The 15,288-nt window shown below is 65.4% G+C and carries 12 protein-coding genes; 2 read left to right on the forward strand and 10 right to left on the reverse strand.

Features of this window, described 5'->3' with window-relative positions; all coding sequences use genetic code 11:
* Positions 1 to 69: 69 nt before the first annotated feature.
* From dop to B1526_RS01985, 3 genes are all read right to left on the reverse strand, one after another.
* Positions 70 to 1,662 (reverse strand): depupylase/deamidase Dop, encoded by a 1,593-nt coding sequence (gene dop / locus B1526_RS01975; protein ID WP_095614455.1) that lies wholly within the window; start codon positions 1,660 to 1,662, stop codon positions 70 to 72.
* Complete coding sequence (arc, locus tag B1526_RS01980) at positions 1,659 to 3,275, reverse strand: proteasome ATPase (protein WP_235606986.1); 1,617 nt, start codon at positions 3,273 to 3,275, stop codon at positions 1,659 to 1,661. Before arc ends, dop begins: the two co-directional genes overlap by 4 nt.
* Positions 3,276 to 3,461: 186 nt before the next feature.
* Entirely contained in the window at positions 3,462 to 4,085 is a 624-nt protein-coding gene (locus B1526_RS01985) for a DedA family protein (RefSeq protein ID WP_095614682.1), read from the reverse strand.
* 121 nt (positions 4,086 to 4,206) lie between these two features.
* Between B1526_RS01985 and serB the strand changes: the two genes are divergently transcribed.
* Positions 4,207 to 4,890 (forward strand): phosphoserine phosphatase SerB, encoded by a 684-nt coding sequence (gene serB / locus B1526_RS01990; RefSeq protein WP_235606987.1) that lies wholly within the window; start codon positions 4,207 to 4,209, stop codon positions 4,888 to 4,890.
* Between the two features lie 17 nt (positions 4,891 to 4,907).
* Here the strand turns inward: serB and fmt are convergent, their stop codons facing one another.
* From fmt to rpoZ, 5 genes are all read right to left on the reverse strand, one after another.
* A complete protein-coding gene (gene fmt / locus B1526_RS01995) occupies positions 4,908 to 5,885 on the reverse strand; it encodes a methionyl-tRNA formyltransferase (RefSeq protein ID WP_095614458.1) in 978 nt (325 codons plus the stop codon).
* 90 nt (positions 5,886 to 5,975) lie between these two features.
* Positions 5,976 to 8,174, reverse strand: a complete 2,199-nt coding sequence (locus B1526_RS02000) for a primosomal protein N' (RefSeq protein WP_095614683.1) — start codon at positions 8,172 to 8,174, stop codon at positions 5,976 to 5,978.
* 34 nt (positions 8,175 to 8,208) lie between these two features.
* On the reverse strand, positions 8,209 to 9,492 hold the full coding sequence (locus B1526_RS02005; protein ID WP_095614459.1) for a class I SAM-dependent methyltransferase: 1,284 nt from the start codon (positions 9,490 to 9,492) through the stop codon (positions 8,209 to 8,211).
* Positions 9,493 to 9,705: 213 nt separating this feature from the next.
* Complete coding sequence (gene metK, locus B1526_RS02010; RefSeq protein WP_095614460.1) at positions 9,706 to 10,935, reverse strand: methionine adenosyltransferase; 1,230 nt, start codon at positions 10,933 to 10,935, stop codon at positions 9,706 to 9,708.
* A 172-nt stretch (positions 10,936 to 11,107) separates the two neighbouring features.
* Positions 11,108 to 11,392 carry a DNA-directed RNA polymerase subunit omega gene (gene rpoZ / locus B1526_RS02015; protein WP_026644451.1) on the reverse strand — a complete coding sequence of 95 codons (285 nt, stop codon included), beginning with the start codon at positions 11,390 to 11,392 and terminating at the stop codon, positions 11,108 to 11,110.
* Between the two features lie 219 nt (positions 11,393 to 11,611).
* On the opposite strand from rpoZ, the gene ilvD reads away from it, so the two are divergent.
* The gene (gene ilvD / locus B1526_RS02020; RefSeq protein WP_095614461.1) at positions 11,612 to 13,471 is read left to right on the forward strand and encodes a dihydroxy-acid dehydratase; all 1,860 of its coding nucleotides are present in this window, start codon (positions 11,612 to 11,614) and stop codon (positions 13,469 to 13,471) included.
* A gap of 104 nt (positions 13,472 to 13,575) precedes the next feature.
* Here the strand turns inward: ilvD and gmk are convergent, their stop codons facing one another.
* The gene (gene gmk, locus B1526_RS02025) at positions 13,576 to 14,193 is read right to left on the reverse strand and encodes a guanylate kinase (protein WP_095614462.1); all 618 of its coding nucleotides are present in this window, start codon (positions 14,191 to 14,193) and stop codon (positions 13,576 to 13,578) included.
* A gap of 159 nt (positions 14,194 to 14,352) precedes the next feature.
* Positions 14,353 to 15,258, reverse strand: a complete 906-nt coding sequence (gene pyrF, locus B1526_RS02030) for an orotidine-5'-phosphate decarboxylase (RefSeq protein ID WP_095614463.1) — start codon at positions 15,256 to 15,258, stop codon at positions 14,353 to 14,355.
* Positions 15,259 to 15,288: the final 30 nt, after the last annotated feature.

The raw sequence follows: 15,288 nt of genomic DNA on the forward strand, positions 1-15,288 counted from the left end.
AATTGAGTACAACGTTTGCATTTACCATGCGGCATTCGCCGCGCATATCGCAGCGCCGCGCCGTTCCCATCAGTCATGATGCGCCCCAAGCGCGCGCATCACATCCCATATGTCGTCCGCGGCGGCGACGGCCGCGGAGCACTGTTCGCGCGTGTAGGCGAGCGGATTGGCCATATCGAGCGTCCACTGCATACCGTCCGGATCGTCGAGTGTCGTGATACGCGTCCACGAGGCGGCGCGGATCTGACCGGGCCATCTCGTGACAAGCGTGCCACGGAGCCATGCGCGCGTGTCCTCGGGAGGCGTATGCGAGGCCTCGGCGACCTCGTCATCCGACGCCGTGCGTTCGGTGCGCGCACGCAGCTTCGCGAAAATCGACCCTTCATCGTCGAGGCTCGCCCACTTGAGGTCGATCATCTGGAGCCGCGGGTCATGCAACGCCTCGTCGAACGGTGTGTCGGGATGCAACCGGGCGCGCATGCGTTCGATGATCTGCCATTTGAGGAGCCATTCGAGGCGCGACGCCTCCCCCTCGGCTTGCAAACGTTCGCACACGTCTGCATGGCGTATCGTCGCGATGTCGACAAGCGCCTGCTTCCACATCATCATGACCGACCGCGTCTCGCGGTCCGGCCATATGGGTTCGCCACGCGTATCGACGCCATGGACCGCCGCGGCGGTCTCATAGACGAGCGCGTTGAGCATGACCTGGATCTGCCATGCCGTCATCACGCTCCCTTCGGCCAACGCGAGCGGTTCGGCGAGTGTCAGGTCATGCGACACACGGTGCATCGCGTCGACCGGGTCGGCGAGACGCAACTCGCCGAGGCGCGCATCGATGTCGATGCCTGCGTCGTCGGCATGTTCGAGCGTCCACAGCAGCATGCTCGTCGTGCCGAGCTTGAGCACGCGCGGCACATCCATGCGGTTCGCGTCGCCGACGATGACGTGCAGCCGCCGCATGTCGGCGGGCGCGTGCGGCTCGTCGCGCGTATTGACGATCGGCCGGTCGAACGTCGTCTGCAGCGCGACGTTCATATGGAAGTAGTCGGCGCGCTGACTCAATTGGAAACCGGGCCGCTCCCCCCGCTCGCCGATGCCGATGCGCCCCGAACCCGTATACTGCTGGCGTGTGACGAAATGCGCCGTCATCATCGCGGCGACGTCGTCGAATGGCACATCGCGGCGCATCATATAGTTCTCATGCGCCCCCCAGCTCGCCCCTTTGCCGTCCACGTTGTTGCGGTAGAGCCGCAGCGTGCCGTCGGCCCGGCCGTCCGCGTTCGCGCGCGCCGCGGCACGCCGCATGAGCATATCGCCCGCCGTGTCGTAGACGACGGCGGTGAACGGATCGGTCGTCTCGGGCGACGAGTACTCGGGGTGCGCATGGTCCACATAGAGCCTGCCGCCGTTGTCGGCGAGCACGTTCGTGATATGCGGCTGCGGCTCGTCGGTGAGCATGTCCGGACGTGCGGCCGCGCGCTCGAGCCTGCGCCCGCGCATGTCGTTGACCGGGTCCTCCTGACGGTAGTCCCAACGGATGCGCCGTGCACGCCCGTCGGCGGCCCCCGCGATGACATCGAACGACCATTGCACGGGATTGCCGTGCGCCGCGGTCACCGCATACTCGGTCTCCGTGCCGATGACCCTCTTCACACTCATATGCGTCCCTTTCGTCGATCGTCCACTTCGTTGCCATCCTCATTCACGTCATCACCATACGCCGTCGGCAGCCGCCGCAATTCGACGACGTGGCCGCCGCCTATCGCGTTGACCTTCGCCCACTGCGCGGCGTCGACATCGCCGAGCGTATCGCGGACCGACTCGTATTCGTCACGGACGGCGTCGGCGACCATCCCCATGTCGATCCGCGCCATGTCCTTGTGCCGCACACTCGCTTTGACGGCGTTCGTCTTCACTCGGTCGACGATATTGCGCAGCATCGCGCCCGAGACGACGTCGGCGAGGTCGAGCGTGCGCCGCGCGCCGTCATCGAAGGTGACGCGCGCGAGCGCACGCGCGCCGTCGCGACGGTAGACGTCGTCGACGAGCGCGTGCGCGAGCGCGGCCGCATCGGTGCCCGGCGCATATGGCAGACCGGCGGTCAGATACCTCGCGACGATCGCGAGCGCCTGTGTCTCATCCGGACGGTCGACGCGGATCTTGACGCCGAGCCGTCCGGGGCGCAGCACGGCCGGATCGATCATGTCGACACGGTTCGACGCGCCGATGACGATGACGTTGTCAAGACGTTCGACGCCGTCGAGTTCCGCAAGGAACTGTGGCACGATCGTCGTCTCGACGTCGGAGGACACGCCTGATCCGCGTATGCGCAACAACGCGTCCATTTCGTCGATGAAGACGATGACCGCTTCGCCGCGCGCGGCGCGTTCGCGCGCGCGGTCGAAGATGAGTCGGATGATCCGTTCCGATTCACCGACGTATTTGTTGAGCAGTTCCGGCCCTTTGACCGCGAGGAAGACGCCGTGCGCGCCGTCGCGCCCCGCAAGTTCGTGCGCGATCGCCTTCGCGATGAGCGTCTTGCCGTTGCCCGGAGGCCCATAGAGCAGCACACCCTTCGGTGGTGTCAGGCCGAACGCCGCATACAGGTCGCGGTGTTCGAACGGCAGCTGCACGGTGTCGCGGATGCGCGCGATCTGTTCGTCGAGTCCTCCGATGTCGTCGAACGTGACGTCGGGCGTCTCCTCAAGGAGCAGCTGCGACGCCTCCTCGCGTGCGAGGACCGCGACCGCGAAATGGTGCGATGGGTCGATGACGATCCTGTCCGCGCCAGTCAGGTGCACACTGGCAAGATCGGGCGCACGTCGCACGACCCTGCGCTCGCCTGACACATCGGCGACGACGAGCCGGCCGTCGTCGAGCACCTCATCGACGGTGCGCACGGCGCCGACCGTTTCGCTCGCCGCGGTCGAGACGATAACGAGGTTCTCGCTGAGCACGAGCGTCATGCCGGGTTCGAGACGCGACGCGGGCACGTTGGCGGCAACCGGCACGATCATACGCCGCGTGCCGTTGAGCACCTCGGCGCTTGCGCGCTGCACGCCACGGTCGTCGGTCGTGCACGTGTGCAGCCGCAGCATCGTCGCGAAGGTGAGTGGCGGCTGTGTGAACCGTTCGAGCTGGGATTTCGCCTTCGTGAGCTCGTCGCCCGCCCGTTTGAGCGCCGCGGCGAGCGCGTGGTTCTTCGCCTGTAGACGGTCGTTGTGTGCGGCGAGCGCTTCGAGCGCATCATGTACGTCGTCAGTATCGTCCATCTTCCACCTTGCCATACGCCTGTCATCATCTGCACCGAGAGCGCGGCCACCTTTGTCCGGCATCGTATGGAAACGGCCGGATGGGGTCCGCGCACACTTCGGCGTCGCATATGCATGCGACCCCTCACAGTGTAGCGGAAGGCTCCCATCCGGCCTTGACTTCAACGCGTATCGCGTACCGTCATATTACGCATCGCCACGTGAGGCGCGGCGCTCGCGTATCAGATTGCGAACCCAACGCGCGCCGAAGAAGACGAGCACGGACGCGAACACGACGATGATGACGTCCTCGAACACGTTGAGCACACCGAGGATCGAGCACCATTGGTCGCCGAGCATGTAGCCGGCAGTGACGAGCACGGTGTTCCAGACCGCCGATCCGATGAATGTCCACAGCGAGAACTGCGCGAAGTTCATGCGGTTGAATCCCGCGGGGATTGAGATGAGCGAGCGGACGACCGGGATGACACGGCCGATGAGCACGGACCAGTTGCCGTATTTCGTGAACCAGCGGTTCGCCTTGTCCACGTCGTCGCGGCCGACGCCGGGGATGCGGTCGACGGCCCTGTGGATGCGGTGCAGGCCGAACCAGCGGGCGATGCCGTACAACGTCCATGCGCCGAGCAATGAGCCCATCGTCGCCCACAGGATTGCCGCGACGAGGCCCATGCTGCCGCGCGCCGCCGTGAAACCGGCGAGCGGCAGGATGATTTCGCTCGGGATCGGCGGGAAGATCGACTCAAGCGCGATCGCGAGCGCGACGCCGACACCGCCGACGGTCTCCATGAGCTGCACGAGCCATGCGGTCATCGAGCCGATGAGGCCGTCCGAGCTTGTCGCGCATTGCAGCTGCTCATCGACCGGAATCTGGGAGAGAACCATCGAAAAACGCATGCGGCCATTGTCCCAGCGTTTTTCGACAATCATTGCTATGAGCGCAACACCTTTGCAAATCCTTGACACTTGCCCCACGATCGACCGTCCCGGCCTGCTCGTCATGGACGTCGACTCGACGCTCATCGACGAGGAGGTCATCGACGAACTCGGCGAGGCCGCCGGTGTCGGCGAACTCATCCGTGAGGTGACGGCTCGTGCGATGAACGGCGAACTCGATTTCGCGCAGGCGCTCGATGCGCGCGTCGCACTCCTCAAAGGGCTTCCTGTTTCGATATTCGACGACGTGTACGCACGTCTGCATTTCACGGAAGGCGCATTGGAGCTCATCGGCACATTGCACGCGCATGGTTGGAAGGTCGGCGTCGTCTCCGGCGGATTCCATGAGATCGTCGACCGGCTCGCCGAGGACGCCGGCCTCGACTATTGGATCGCGAACCGCCTCGACGCCGACCCGGGGACCGGCACGCTCACAGGCGCCGTGCGCGGCCCAATCGTCACGAAGGATGTCAAACTACGCTCGATGCGTGCATGGGCGGACGCGAACACGATACCGCAACGGCAGACGGTTGCCGTCGGCGACGGCGCGAACGACCTGCCGATGATAGGCGCAGCGGGCCTCGGCGTCGCGTTCTGCGCGAAGCCCGCGGTGCGTGCGGCCGCGCCGCACACGATCGATGAACGCGACCTCATGCGCGTCCTCGATTTCCTACGCCGATAGCCGACGTCCCGCCGGTCTCAGTCGAGGAACGCGCCTTCGCCGAGATGTGCGCCGCGCGCCCATTCTGCCGCGCCCATCTCCTTCTTGCCTTGCGCTTTGACGAGTTGGAGCTCGAGGGCCTCGGTCGCCGTGCCGACCCACACATGGCGCTTCGTGACACGCAGTTCGCCGGGTTTGAGGTCGTCCGGCACGTCGACGCTTTCGCGCAGCTCCTCGCTCGCGGGTGATGCCTTCGTCACATGCAGCGTCGTCGGGGCGAGCGCATCGCCTTGCGTGTGCAGGTCGCACCATGCACCCGGCAGCGGTGTGCATGCGCGGATCTGACGGTCGAGCGCGAACGCCGGCACATCGAATGTCATATGCGCGTCGTCATGCGAGATCTTCGCGGCCACCTCGAACGCGCCGGCAGGCTGCTCAACGGGCGTGATCTGCCCTTCGGCGATGCCTTCGAGCGACGCGGCGAGCAGATGGGCGCCGTCCTCGGCGAGGCGGTCGAGCAATTCGCCGGCGTTCTCATGCCGGCCGATCTCGGTCGTAGACTGCGCGAGCACCGGCCCTTCGTCCATGCCTTTCGTGATGCGGAACACGGACGCGCCGGTCACCGATTCGCCGGCCCAGATCGCGCGCTGCACAGGGGCGGCGCCGCGCCACTGCGGCAGAAGCGAGAAATGCAGGTTGTACCAGCCGAGGGGAAGCGCCTCAAGCACCGGTTCCTTGATGATCCTGCCGTAGGCGACGACCGCGGCCGCCTCGGCGCCCGTCGCCTTGAGCGCGGCGAGGAACGCCTCCTCGTTCGGATCGCATTCCATGACGGGGAGCCCCATCTCCTGTGCCGCCATCTTGACGGGGCTCGGCATGAGACGGCGCCCACGGCCCGTCGGCGCGTCGGGACGCGTCAGCACGGCGACGACCTCGAAATGCTCCGTGTCGTGCGCCAGTGTCCTCAACGACGGCACCGCCACTTCCGGCGTGCCCGCAAACAGTACCCGCAGCATCTTGTGTTCTCCTTGTCCACTCGTATGGTTCGTCCACAATCGTAGTCGGCGCCGTGCGTCCGTGGGGCCATGCCGCCGTGGGCTGAGCGCCTACAGCAGGTCCTTCGGGTCGATGCGGAACCGCAGTTCGCCGAATGCGCGCGCGGCCACATGCCTTGCGACGGCCGTGCGCAACCGTGTCGCAAGCTCGGCGCGATGCACATGGTTCACGAGAACGATTGCCTTGACACGGTCACGCATCTGCTCGAGCTCACGCGCGTCCATCGTGCGCTCCGGCGCGATCGGCACCGGTCCGAGCACTGCCTCACGCTCATCGTCGCCGCACCGTACGGTCGCCCAATCGCCATCGATCGCGCCGATGCGCCGCAGGGCCTCCATGACGGCCGTGCGCTGTCCCCATACGCATGCCGCGCTTGTGACGGGCGGCAGCATGGTCTCACGCCGGTCGTCGAGCTCGTCGCGCGCGAGGACACTTGAATCCCATGTCATGAGCGACTGCGCGATCACGGGGTCGGTCTCCCCGATGAGCAGTCCGACGCCACCGTCGGCACGTGGCGCGCACAATGCCATCGCGCGCATCCAATCGCGCAGCACGTCGATACGCGCGTCGATGTTCTGCCGGTACAGGCTTGTCCACGCGTCGAGGATCGCGACGGCGCTGTATCGGCCACCGCGCACATGCGGCTCGGCACCGGGTGTCGCAATGACGATCGCCGGCGCATCGCCGACCTGTTCGATGACACCCTGCGGCTGGTGTGGGCTCGAAAGCACCATCGGCGCGCCGCGAAACAGGCCCTGCAGTTCCTGCGCGGTGCCGGCGGCGCCGACGCGCACGACGCGCATCCGTCCGCCGCCGCAATGCGCGCAATGCCAATCAATGGCCGCCGCGCCACACCAGCGGCAGCGCGCGGCCGACTGTGGGCCGCTGCGTTCGAGGGGTCCCGTGCAGCGCAGGCAGCGCGCCTGACGCAGACATTGCGCGCATACGAGCGTTTCCGTGATGCCGTCGGATGGGATAGAGAACAGGACCGGACCTCGGCCAAGCGCCGTTTCGAGCGCGCGCACGGCCGTATGCGGCACGCGGGCGCCGATGCTCGGGTCGGCGAGACGTGCGAGTTCGTCACGGTTGAGCCACCGTACGGGAGGCGCCACCGCGCGCGCCTCGTCACGGTACGGCACGATCGACGCGCTCGGTCCGCTTACGGCGACCGGCATCGCCGTCGTGTCTTCGCATTCCCATGCGCTCAGGACGCTGCGCGCATACGCGTATGCGACGAACACACCATCGTGCAACCGCGCGCGCAGGCGGCACACGCCGCGCGCGTTCGCGTAGGGCATGAGTCCGTCGGCGTATTGATAGGCGCCGTCATCGAGCACGGCGAACAGGGCCGGCCCGGACACCGGCGCATACATCGCCGCGCGCGTGCCGACGACGCAACGCACATGCCCGGCACTGACGGCGAGATACGCGCGGTAACGCTCCGCCTGTCCGACCGACGCGCTCAGCACGGCGACGTCCCCTGTGTACCCGCCGTTGTCGGCATCAGGCGCATACGCGTGCAATCCGGCCATATCAAGCGCATGCATGAGCTCCCACACCTCGCGCATGCCGGGCATGACGAACACGGCCGCTTTGCCGTACGCAAGCGCGCGGAGCGCCATCCATGCGAGGCCGTCACATGCCGTCCCGGCGACGCCGTCGACGACGAACGATTGAAAACGGTCGGCGGCGAGCGCGTCCGCAAGGACGCGCGCCTGCTCGTAGCGACGCGCGAACATATCCGATAGGCGCCGCTCGGCGTCGACGTCGACGGTTGCGGCGTCGTGCGTGTCCGCATGCGGGGCATCCTGCATCTGCCGTTCGATCGCGGCGATGCGCTGCGGGAGCGCGACACGCACGATGTTCGCGTAGGTGCCGCCGTATGCGTCGGCGATCGCGGCGATGTCCGCACGCATGCGCGCATTGAGGACAACGCCGCTCAACACCCGTTCGATGTACCGCAACGCCGACTCGTCGGTGTCGCTTTCCCCGACGCGTTCCCAGATGATGCCGGAGATGCGTTGTCCACCGAAGCGCACGCGCACGATGCATCCGGGCTGTGCGGCGTCGGACAGGCGTTCGTCGACGAGGTAGTCGAAACAGCGCCCGAGATGCGTCGCCTGCACGTCGAGCACGACGCGCGCGACGGGAAGCGTACGCGCGGTCGTGTGCCCCGCACCACCGCGCTTGCGCCGCGCGCGCGGTTGCATGCCGTCGAATGTGGGCTGCGTCGCTTCCGGTGTGCTCATGCCCATCCAGTGTAACGGGAGGGCTGAGCAGCGCTCAGTGGCGCGGCCACCACGGACGCAGAGGATACGTGTCGGTGCCGTTGTCCTGCGGCTTGACGGCGAGGAACTGGTGCACCTGGATGTTGTTCATCTCGAAGTTGTATGCGCAACCGGCCATGTACAGGCCCCACAGGCGCGCCTTCGGCGAGCCGACGAGCTTGACGGCCTCGTCCCAATGCGCGACGAGGTTCTCGTTCCAGCGGTGCAATGTGAGCGCGTAGTGTTGGCGCAGGTTCTCCTGGTTGATGACTTCGAAGCCCGTGTCCTGAATGACCATTTCGATTTCCGCCGGACTTGACAGTTCGCCGTCCGGGAAGATGTAGCGGTCGATGAACTGCCCCGCCTTCTTGCCTTGATGCGAGTCGCAGCGCGTGATCTGATGGTTGAGCAGCATCGCGCCGGGCTTGAGCTTGTCGTAGATCTCCTTGAAATACGACGGGTAATGTTTGTGCCCGACGTGTTCCATCATGCCGATCGAGCAGATCGCGTCGAAGTCGCCTTCGGGCACGTCGCGGTAGTCCATGAGGCGCACTTCGGCGAGGTCCTCGAGCCCTTCCTCGCGAATCCAACGCTGCGCCCATTCGACCTGTTCCTCGGAGAGCGTGACACCGAGGACCTTGACGCCGCGCTTCGCCGCCTCGATCTCCATCGAGCCCCATCCGCATCCGATGTCGAGGAGGCGGTCGCCGGGCTTGAGTGCGAGCTTGTCGAGGATGAGGTCGAGCTTGGCTTTCTGCGCGGCCTCAAGCGACGTGTCAGGAGAATCGAAGACGGCGCACGTGTACGTCATCGACGGGCCGAGGAACAACGCGTAGAAATCGTTCGACTGGTCGTAGTGGTAGCTCACCGTCGCAGCGTCACCGGCCTTTGAATGCGGCAGAAGCCCTTCCGTGAGGCGGTGCAGGCGTCCCGGCCCTTCGATCGCCGGCGGTTCGGGGAGGCGGATGCCATGCGATGCGACCGATGCGACCGCATGCGCGAGCTGCGCGGGATTCGGTGCGCGCAGATACGGCTTGACGGCGACGAGGTCGCCGAAGAGGCGGTACGGGTCGCCGGGGACGAGCTGCGGCGAGTCGATGTCCCCCTGCAGGTAGGCGCGTGCAAGTCCGAGTTCGCCGGGCGCGTTGACGAGATAGTAGATCGCGCGCGAGCTTTTGATCTCGAGCGTGACCGGCGCGTCGGCGTCGCCGAAGCTCGACCCGTCGAACGCGGCCACATGGATCGGGGCGTCCGGTTTGACGAAAAGTTCCACCATCTGCGCGACGGTCATCGATGCCATGTATGCCTCCTCCTCAATGCATCCGGTGATGCTGCTACGGCTTTCCGACTTGGAAGCACAGTGTACCCATCGGATGTTGCCTATCGCATTCAGCTGCCGGTAAAACCGGTATGGTACAGGCGTCGGCGCGAGCGCCACCGGACAACGCGGCAGGGGCCACGCGGATGCGTGGCCCCTGCCGTCATCATGCTGGCGTGCGAATCGGCATGCCGTTCACGCGCGGTGTTCGTCGGCGATCGCGTCCTTGAGCGCGTCGATGCGGTTCGTCGCCTCCCAAGGGAAGTCGGCGTCGTCGCGGCCGAAATGGCCGTAGGCGGCCGTCTTCGCATAGATCGGGCGCAGCAGGTCGAGTTCGTCGACGATCGCGGCCGGGCGAAGGTCGAACACGCGGCGCACGGCGCGTTGGATGTCGTCACGCGTCACGCCGTCGGCCTCGGTGCCATAGGTCTCGACGTTGATGCTCACCGGGTCGGCGACGCCGATCGCATAGGCGACCTGTACTTCGACCTTGTGCGCGAGCCCTGCGGCGACGATGTTCTTCGCGACCCAACGTGCGGCGTACGCGGCGGAACGGTCGACCTTGCTCGGGTCCTTGCCGGAGAACGCGCCACCACCGTGGTGCGCGGCGCCGCCATAGGTGTCGACGATGATCTTGCGGCCCGTGAGGCCCGCATCGGCCGCAGGGCCGCCCATAATGAACGAGCCGGTCGGATTGACGAGGACACGGTAGTCATCGTGGCGCACGCGGTCGGAGAGGACCTCGTCGAGGACCGGCTTGATGACGTGCTCGTCGAGCTGCTCCTTGAGCCAATCCTGACGCACCGACGGGTCGTGCTGCGTCGAAACGAGGACGGTGTCGAGGCGTACGGGCACATCATGCTCGTCGTATTCGATCGTCACCTGCGTCTTGCCGTCGGGGCGCAGGAACGGCACCTCGCCGGATTTGCGCACATCGGTCAGCCGCTTCGCAAGGCGGTGCGCGAGATGGATCGGCAGCGGCATGAGCACGTCGGTCTCATCGCTCGCGTAGCCGAACATGACACCTTGGTCGCCCGCGCCTTGCGCCTCATAGCGTTCCTCACGCGACGCGGCGCTCTCCTCGTCGCGGCTGAGCCTCGACACACCCTGGTTGATCTCGGGGCTCTGTTCGGTGATCGACACGAGGACACCACACGAATCGGCGTCGAGTCCGACCTCGGAACTCGTGTACCCGATGTCGCGCACGACCGAACGCACGATGTTCTGGATGTCGCTGTACCCCTCACTTGACACCTCGCCGAAGACGAAGAACTGCCCCGTCGTCGCGGATGTCTCGACGGCGACGTGCGAATGGCTGTCCTGACGCAGCATGTCGTCGAGGATCGCGTCGGAGATCTGGTCGCAGATCTTGTCCGGATGCCCTTCGGTCACCGATTCCGCGGAAATCAACTTGAGTTCGGCCATAAGACTCCCCTGGTGCTTGTCGTGTGCTTGTCATGGTGCGGCGCGTCGAGCCGCTTGGGCGGCGCTCAACACATCATAGCCGCTTCGCCGCATAATACTAGGCCCCGGTTTCCCTCCGGCTCATTACGCCGCATGGGAAACCGGGGCCCTGCCGATCCGCGGGAGACCGCGGTCAGTTGCCTTCGTTGAGGTCGTCCTCGCCAAGCGTCTCCTCGAGCAGACCTTCGTTGATCTCACGGAACGCGATCGACAGCGGCTTCTCCTGGCTCTGGTACTCGACGAGCGGGCCGACGTTCTGCAGCAGCCCCTCGTTGAGCTGCGTGAAATACGAATTGATCTGACGCGCGCGTTTCGCGGCGAAGATCGCGAGCGCATACTTGGAGTCCGCATGCTCCATGAGGTCGTCGATAGGTGGATTCGCAAGTCCGGTGGGTGTAGGCTCGGTACCGAATGCCATAGTTGAGGTCTCCAAATCACTAGCACAATGCTTGTTCAAAGCATTCATGATATCGCATCGCCGCGACGCGTTCAAGCACGACGATCGACGTTGTCCCCATATGCGACACGCCGCGTCATATGACAGCCGTATCCGCAAATGTCAATATTCGGCAAAGATTTCCCACGATATGACCATCGCGGTGTAAGGCGCGGCGATCGTACGGTTGAATGGGTTGCTATGGAAATGCGATCTGCGAAAATCATGAACGGACGAATGTTCGCCGGTGCCCGCGCGCTCTACCGCGCCGCCGGTGTGGATGGCGAGGACTTCGGCAAGCCGATCGTCGCCATCGCCAACTCCTTCGATGAATTCGTCCCCGGACACGTACATCTCAACAAAGTGGGACGACTCGTCTCCGCGGCCGTCAAAAAGGCCGGCGGCATCCCGCGCGAATTCAACACGATGGCCGTCGACGACGGCATCGCGATGGGCCACACCGGCATGCTCTACTCGCTGCCGAGCCGTGAGATCATCGCCGACACAGTCGAATACCAGGTCAATGCGCACTGCGCCGACGCCCTCATCTGCATCTCGAACTGCGACAAGATCACGCCGGGCATGCTCATGGCCGCGCTGCGCCTGAACATCCCGACCGTGTTCGTCTCGGGCGGCCCGATGGAATCCGGCACGACGGTCATGCCCGACGGCACCGTCAAGGAGAACACCGACCTCATCGACGTCATGTACGCGTCGGCGGACGATGCGATGACCGACGAGGACCTCCTCGCGTTTGAACGCACCGTGTGCCCGACATGCGGCTCATGCGCGGGCATGTTCACGGCGAATTCGATGAACTGCCTGACCGAGGCGATCGGGCTTGCGCTTCCCGGCAACGGCACCGTCCTCGCATCCCACGGCTACCGCAAACAGCTGTTCGAGCGCGCCGCGAAGACGGTCGTCGACATCGCGAACCGCTACTACCACGCGGACGACACGTCGGTCCTCCCCCGTTCGATCGCGACGAAGCACGCCTTCGAGAACGCGATGACGATGGATGTCGCGATGGGCGGCTCGACGAACACGGTCCTGCACATCCTCGCGATGGCGCAGTCCGCGGACGTCGACTTCACACTCAACGACATCGAACGCATCTCCCACACCGTCCAATGCATCTGCAAGGCTTCGCCATCCGGTGAGTGGGAGATCTCCGACGTGCACCGTGCGGGCGGCATCACCGGCATCCTCGGCGAACTCGACCGCGCCGGCAAGCTGCACCGTGACGTCCATTCGATCGACTACCCGTCGCTTGAGAGCAAACTCGACGATTGGGACATCATGCGCGAGACGTGCACCGATTACGCGAAGGACTTCTTCAAGGCGGCGCCCGGGCACATCGTCTCCCCCGAACCGTGGACGCATGAGACGAAGTTCGACGAGCTCGACACCGACCGCGTCAACGGCGCGATCCATGACGTCGAGCATCCGGCGGTGACCGAAGGCGGCCTCGCTGTGCTGCGTGGCAACCTCGCGCCCGACGGCTGCGTCGTCAAGACCGCTGGCGTGCCGAAGGAGATCTGGGAGTTCCGAGGCCCCGCGCTCGTCGTCGAATCCCAGGAACAGGCCGTCGAGGTCATCCTCAATGACACGCTCAAGCCGGGCCAGGCGCTCATCATCCGCTACGAGGGCCCCAAGGGCGGCCCGGGCATGCAGGAGATGCTCTACCCGACGTCGTTCGTCAAAGGCAAGGGCATCGGCAAGGAAGTCGCGCTCATCACCGACGGCCGCTATTCGGGCGGATCGTCGGGCCTGTCGATTGGGCATGTCGCCCCTGAGGCGGCGAGCGGCGGCAACATCGCGCTCGTCGAGAACGGCGACATCATCGCGATCGACATCCCGGATCGCACGATCAACGTCGAACTGAGTGATGAGGAGCTCGCCGAACGACGCGCGAAGCTCGAGGCCGGCGCCGGCTACGTCGCGCACCGCGACCGCCACGTGAGCCAGGCGCTCAAGGCCTTCGCCGCGTTCGCGCGCTCCGCGGACAAGGGTGCGACGCGCGACCCCGACCTGATCGACCGTCTCTCGGGCCTCGCCTGACAGGCGGTGAACGGCACTGAACCTCATGGCAAGGGGGCGGGTTCCGGAAATCGATTTCCGGAACCCGCCCCCTTGCCATGAGGTTCGCCGGCTGCCAGTAGCGATCAGTCAAGCCCGTATTCGTCCGCGATGACCTTCCACAACGCGTCGGCGGCCTCGTCGACGGTGTTGTTGACGATCGTCACATCGAATTCTGGTTCGGCCGCGAGCTCGACCTTCGCCGTCTCCAAGCGCCGTGCCTGCTGTGCGGGCGTCTCGGTGCCGCGCCCCGCGAGCCTGCGCTTGAGCTCGTCGAAGCTCGGCGGCGCGATGAAGACATAGACGACGTCAAGGCCGAGCTCCTTCGCACGTTCCTTGACGCGGCGCGCGCCATGCAGATCGATCTCAAGGAGCGTCGGCGTGTTCGCCGCGAGATGCTCACGTACGGGTGCGAGCGGCGTGCCGTAGCGCGCCATGCCGTGCACGACGGCCGTCTCGAGGAACTCGCCGCGCGCCTGCCGCGCAAGGAACTCGTCGTCGTCGAGGAACCAATAGTTGACGCCGTCCACCTCTCCCGGCCTCGGGGCGCGCGTCGTCGCGGACACGGAAACCCACACCTCGGGGTGCTTCGCGAGCATCGCCGCCTCGACGGTGCCTTTGCCGACGGCCGTCGGCCCGGTGAGCACGACAAGCCTGCCTCCTTTTGCGGTATTGCTTGCCGTAGTCGCGGCCGCTGTGTCCATGTCGTCCGTATGTTGTGTGTGTTGCGTGCTCTCCACGTTGTGCTCCCGTACAGTCATGTGACGGCCACAGCCGCCGCAGAGATGGATGGATGGATGGATGGATTAGAGAAATCGATATGGATATCGATGGGTCGGATGACGGTTGCACCGTCCATATGCTCAGTCGAGCGTCTCCTCCATGAGCGCGAGCCGGACGTCGAGCGCGATGCTTTCCGTCGCCTGGATGAGCGATTGGATATCCGGTCCGTGTTCGGCGATCGCGCGGGAGACGGTGACGAGCACGTTGCCGTGTGTGCCGCGGAAGACGGTCTTGAGGTCGCTCGCCTCCGCGCCCTGCCATCCGTATCCCGGCGAGAGGATCGGGCCGGTGAAGCTCGACGGTGCGACGCCGCTTTCCTGGAGCCACTGTCCAATCGTCGCGCCGATGATGAGCCCGACCGATCCGAGCCCCGGCGTGTCCATATTGTATTTCTGTGCGGTGTTCGCGATGCCGTACGCGACCGTCTTGCCTTTGTACTCACCTGTCTGGCGGATCGCCGTCTGCAGGCTCGCGCCTTCCGGGTTCGACGTGAGCGACGCGATGAACACACCGCGTCCGTTGTTGAGCGCATCGTCGATGACGCCGCCGAGCGAACGCGCGCCGTAATACGGCAGCAGGGTGATCGCGTCGGCGAGCATCGGCGCGTTCGGTTTGAAATAGGCGTCGGCGATCGCGGAGATCGTCGTCGACAATCCTCCGTGCAGGCAGTCGACGATCGTGATGATGTCCATCTGCCGTGCCGCGAAGAGGACGCGTTCGAGCGCCGCGTATCCGCGTGAACCGTAGCGCTCGAACATCGAGGTCTGGAATTTGACCGCGGCCGCGCGTCCGTTCGCGGCCTGGAGCATACGCATCGCATAGAGTTCGGCGCCTTGCGCGTCGACCTCATACCCCCAGTCCGTGAGGAGCTTTCGATGCGGATCGATGCCCACGCACAGTGGTCCGTATTGTTTCATCGAATTGCTCAGCCTCACTCCGAAATCGGATCGCAAGGCGAGCTGCTCCTGCGTGCTGGGGTCGGTCATCGTACTGCTCCCCCTTTTGTGAAGGTAGAT

The sequence above is a fragment of the Bifidobacterium criceti genome (genome assembly GCF_002286935.1).
In the GTDB taxonomy this organism is placed as follows: domain Bacteria; phylum Actinomycetota; class Actinomycetes; order Actinomycetales; family Bifidobacteriaceae; genus Bifidobacterium; species Bifidobacterium criceti.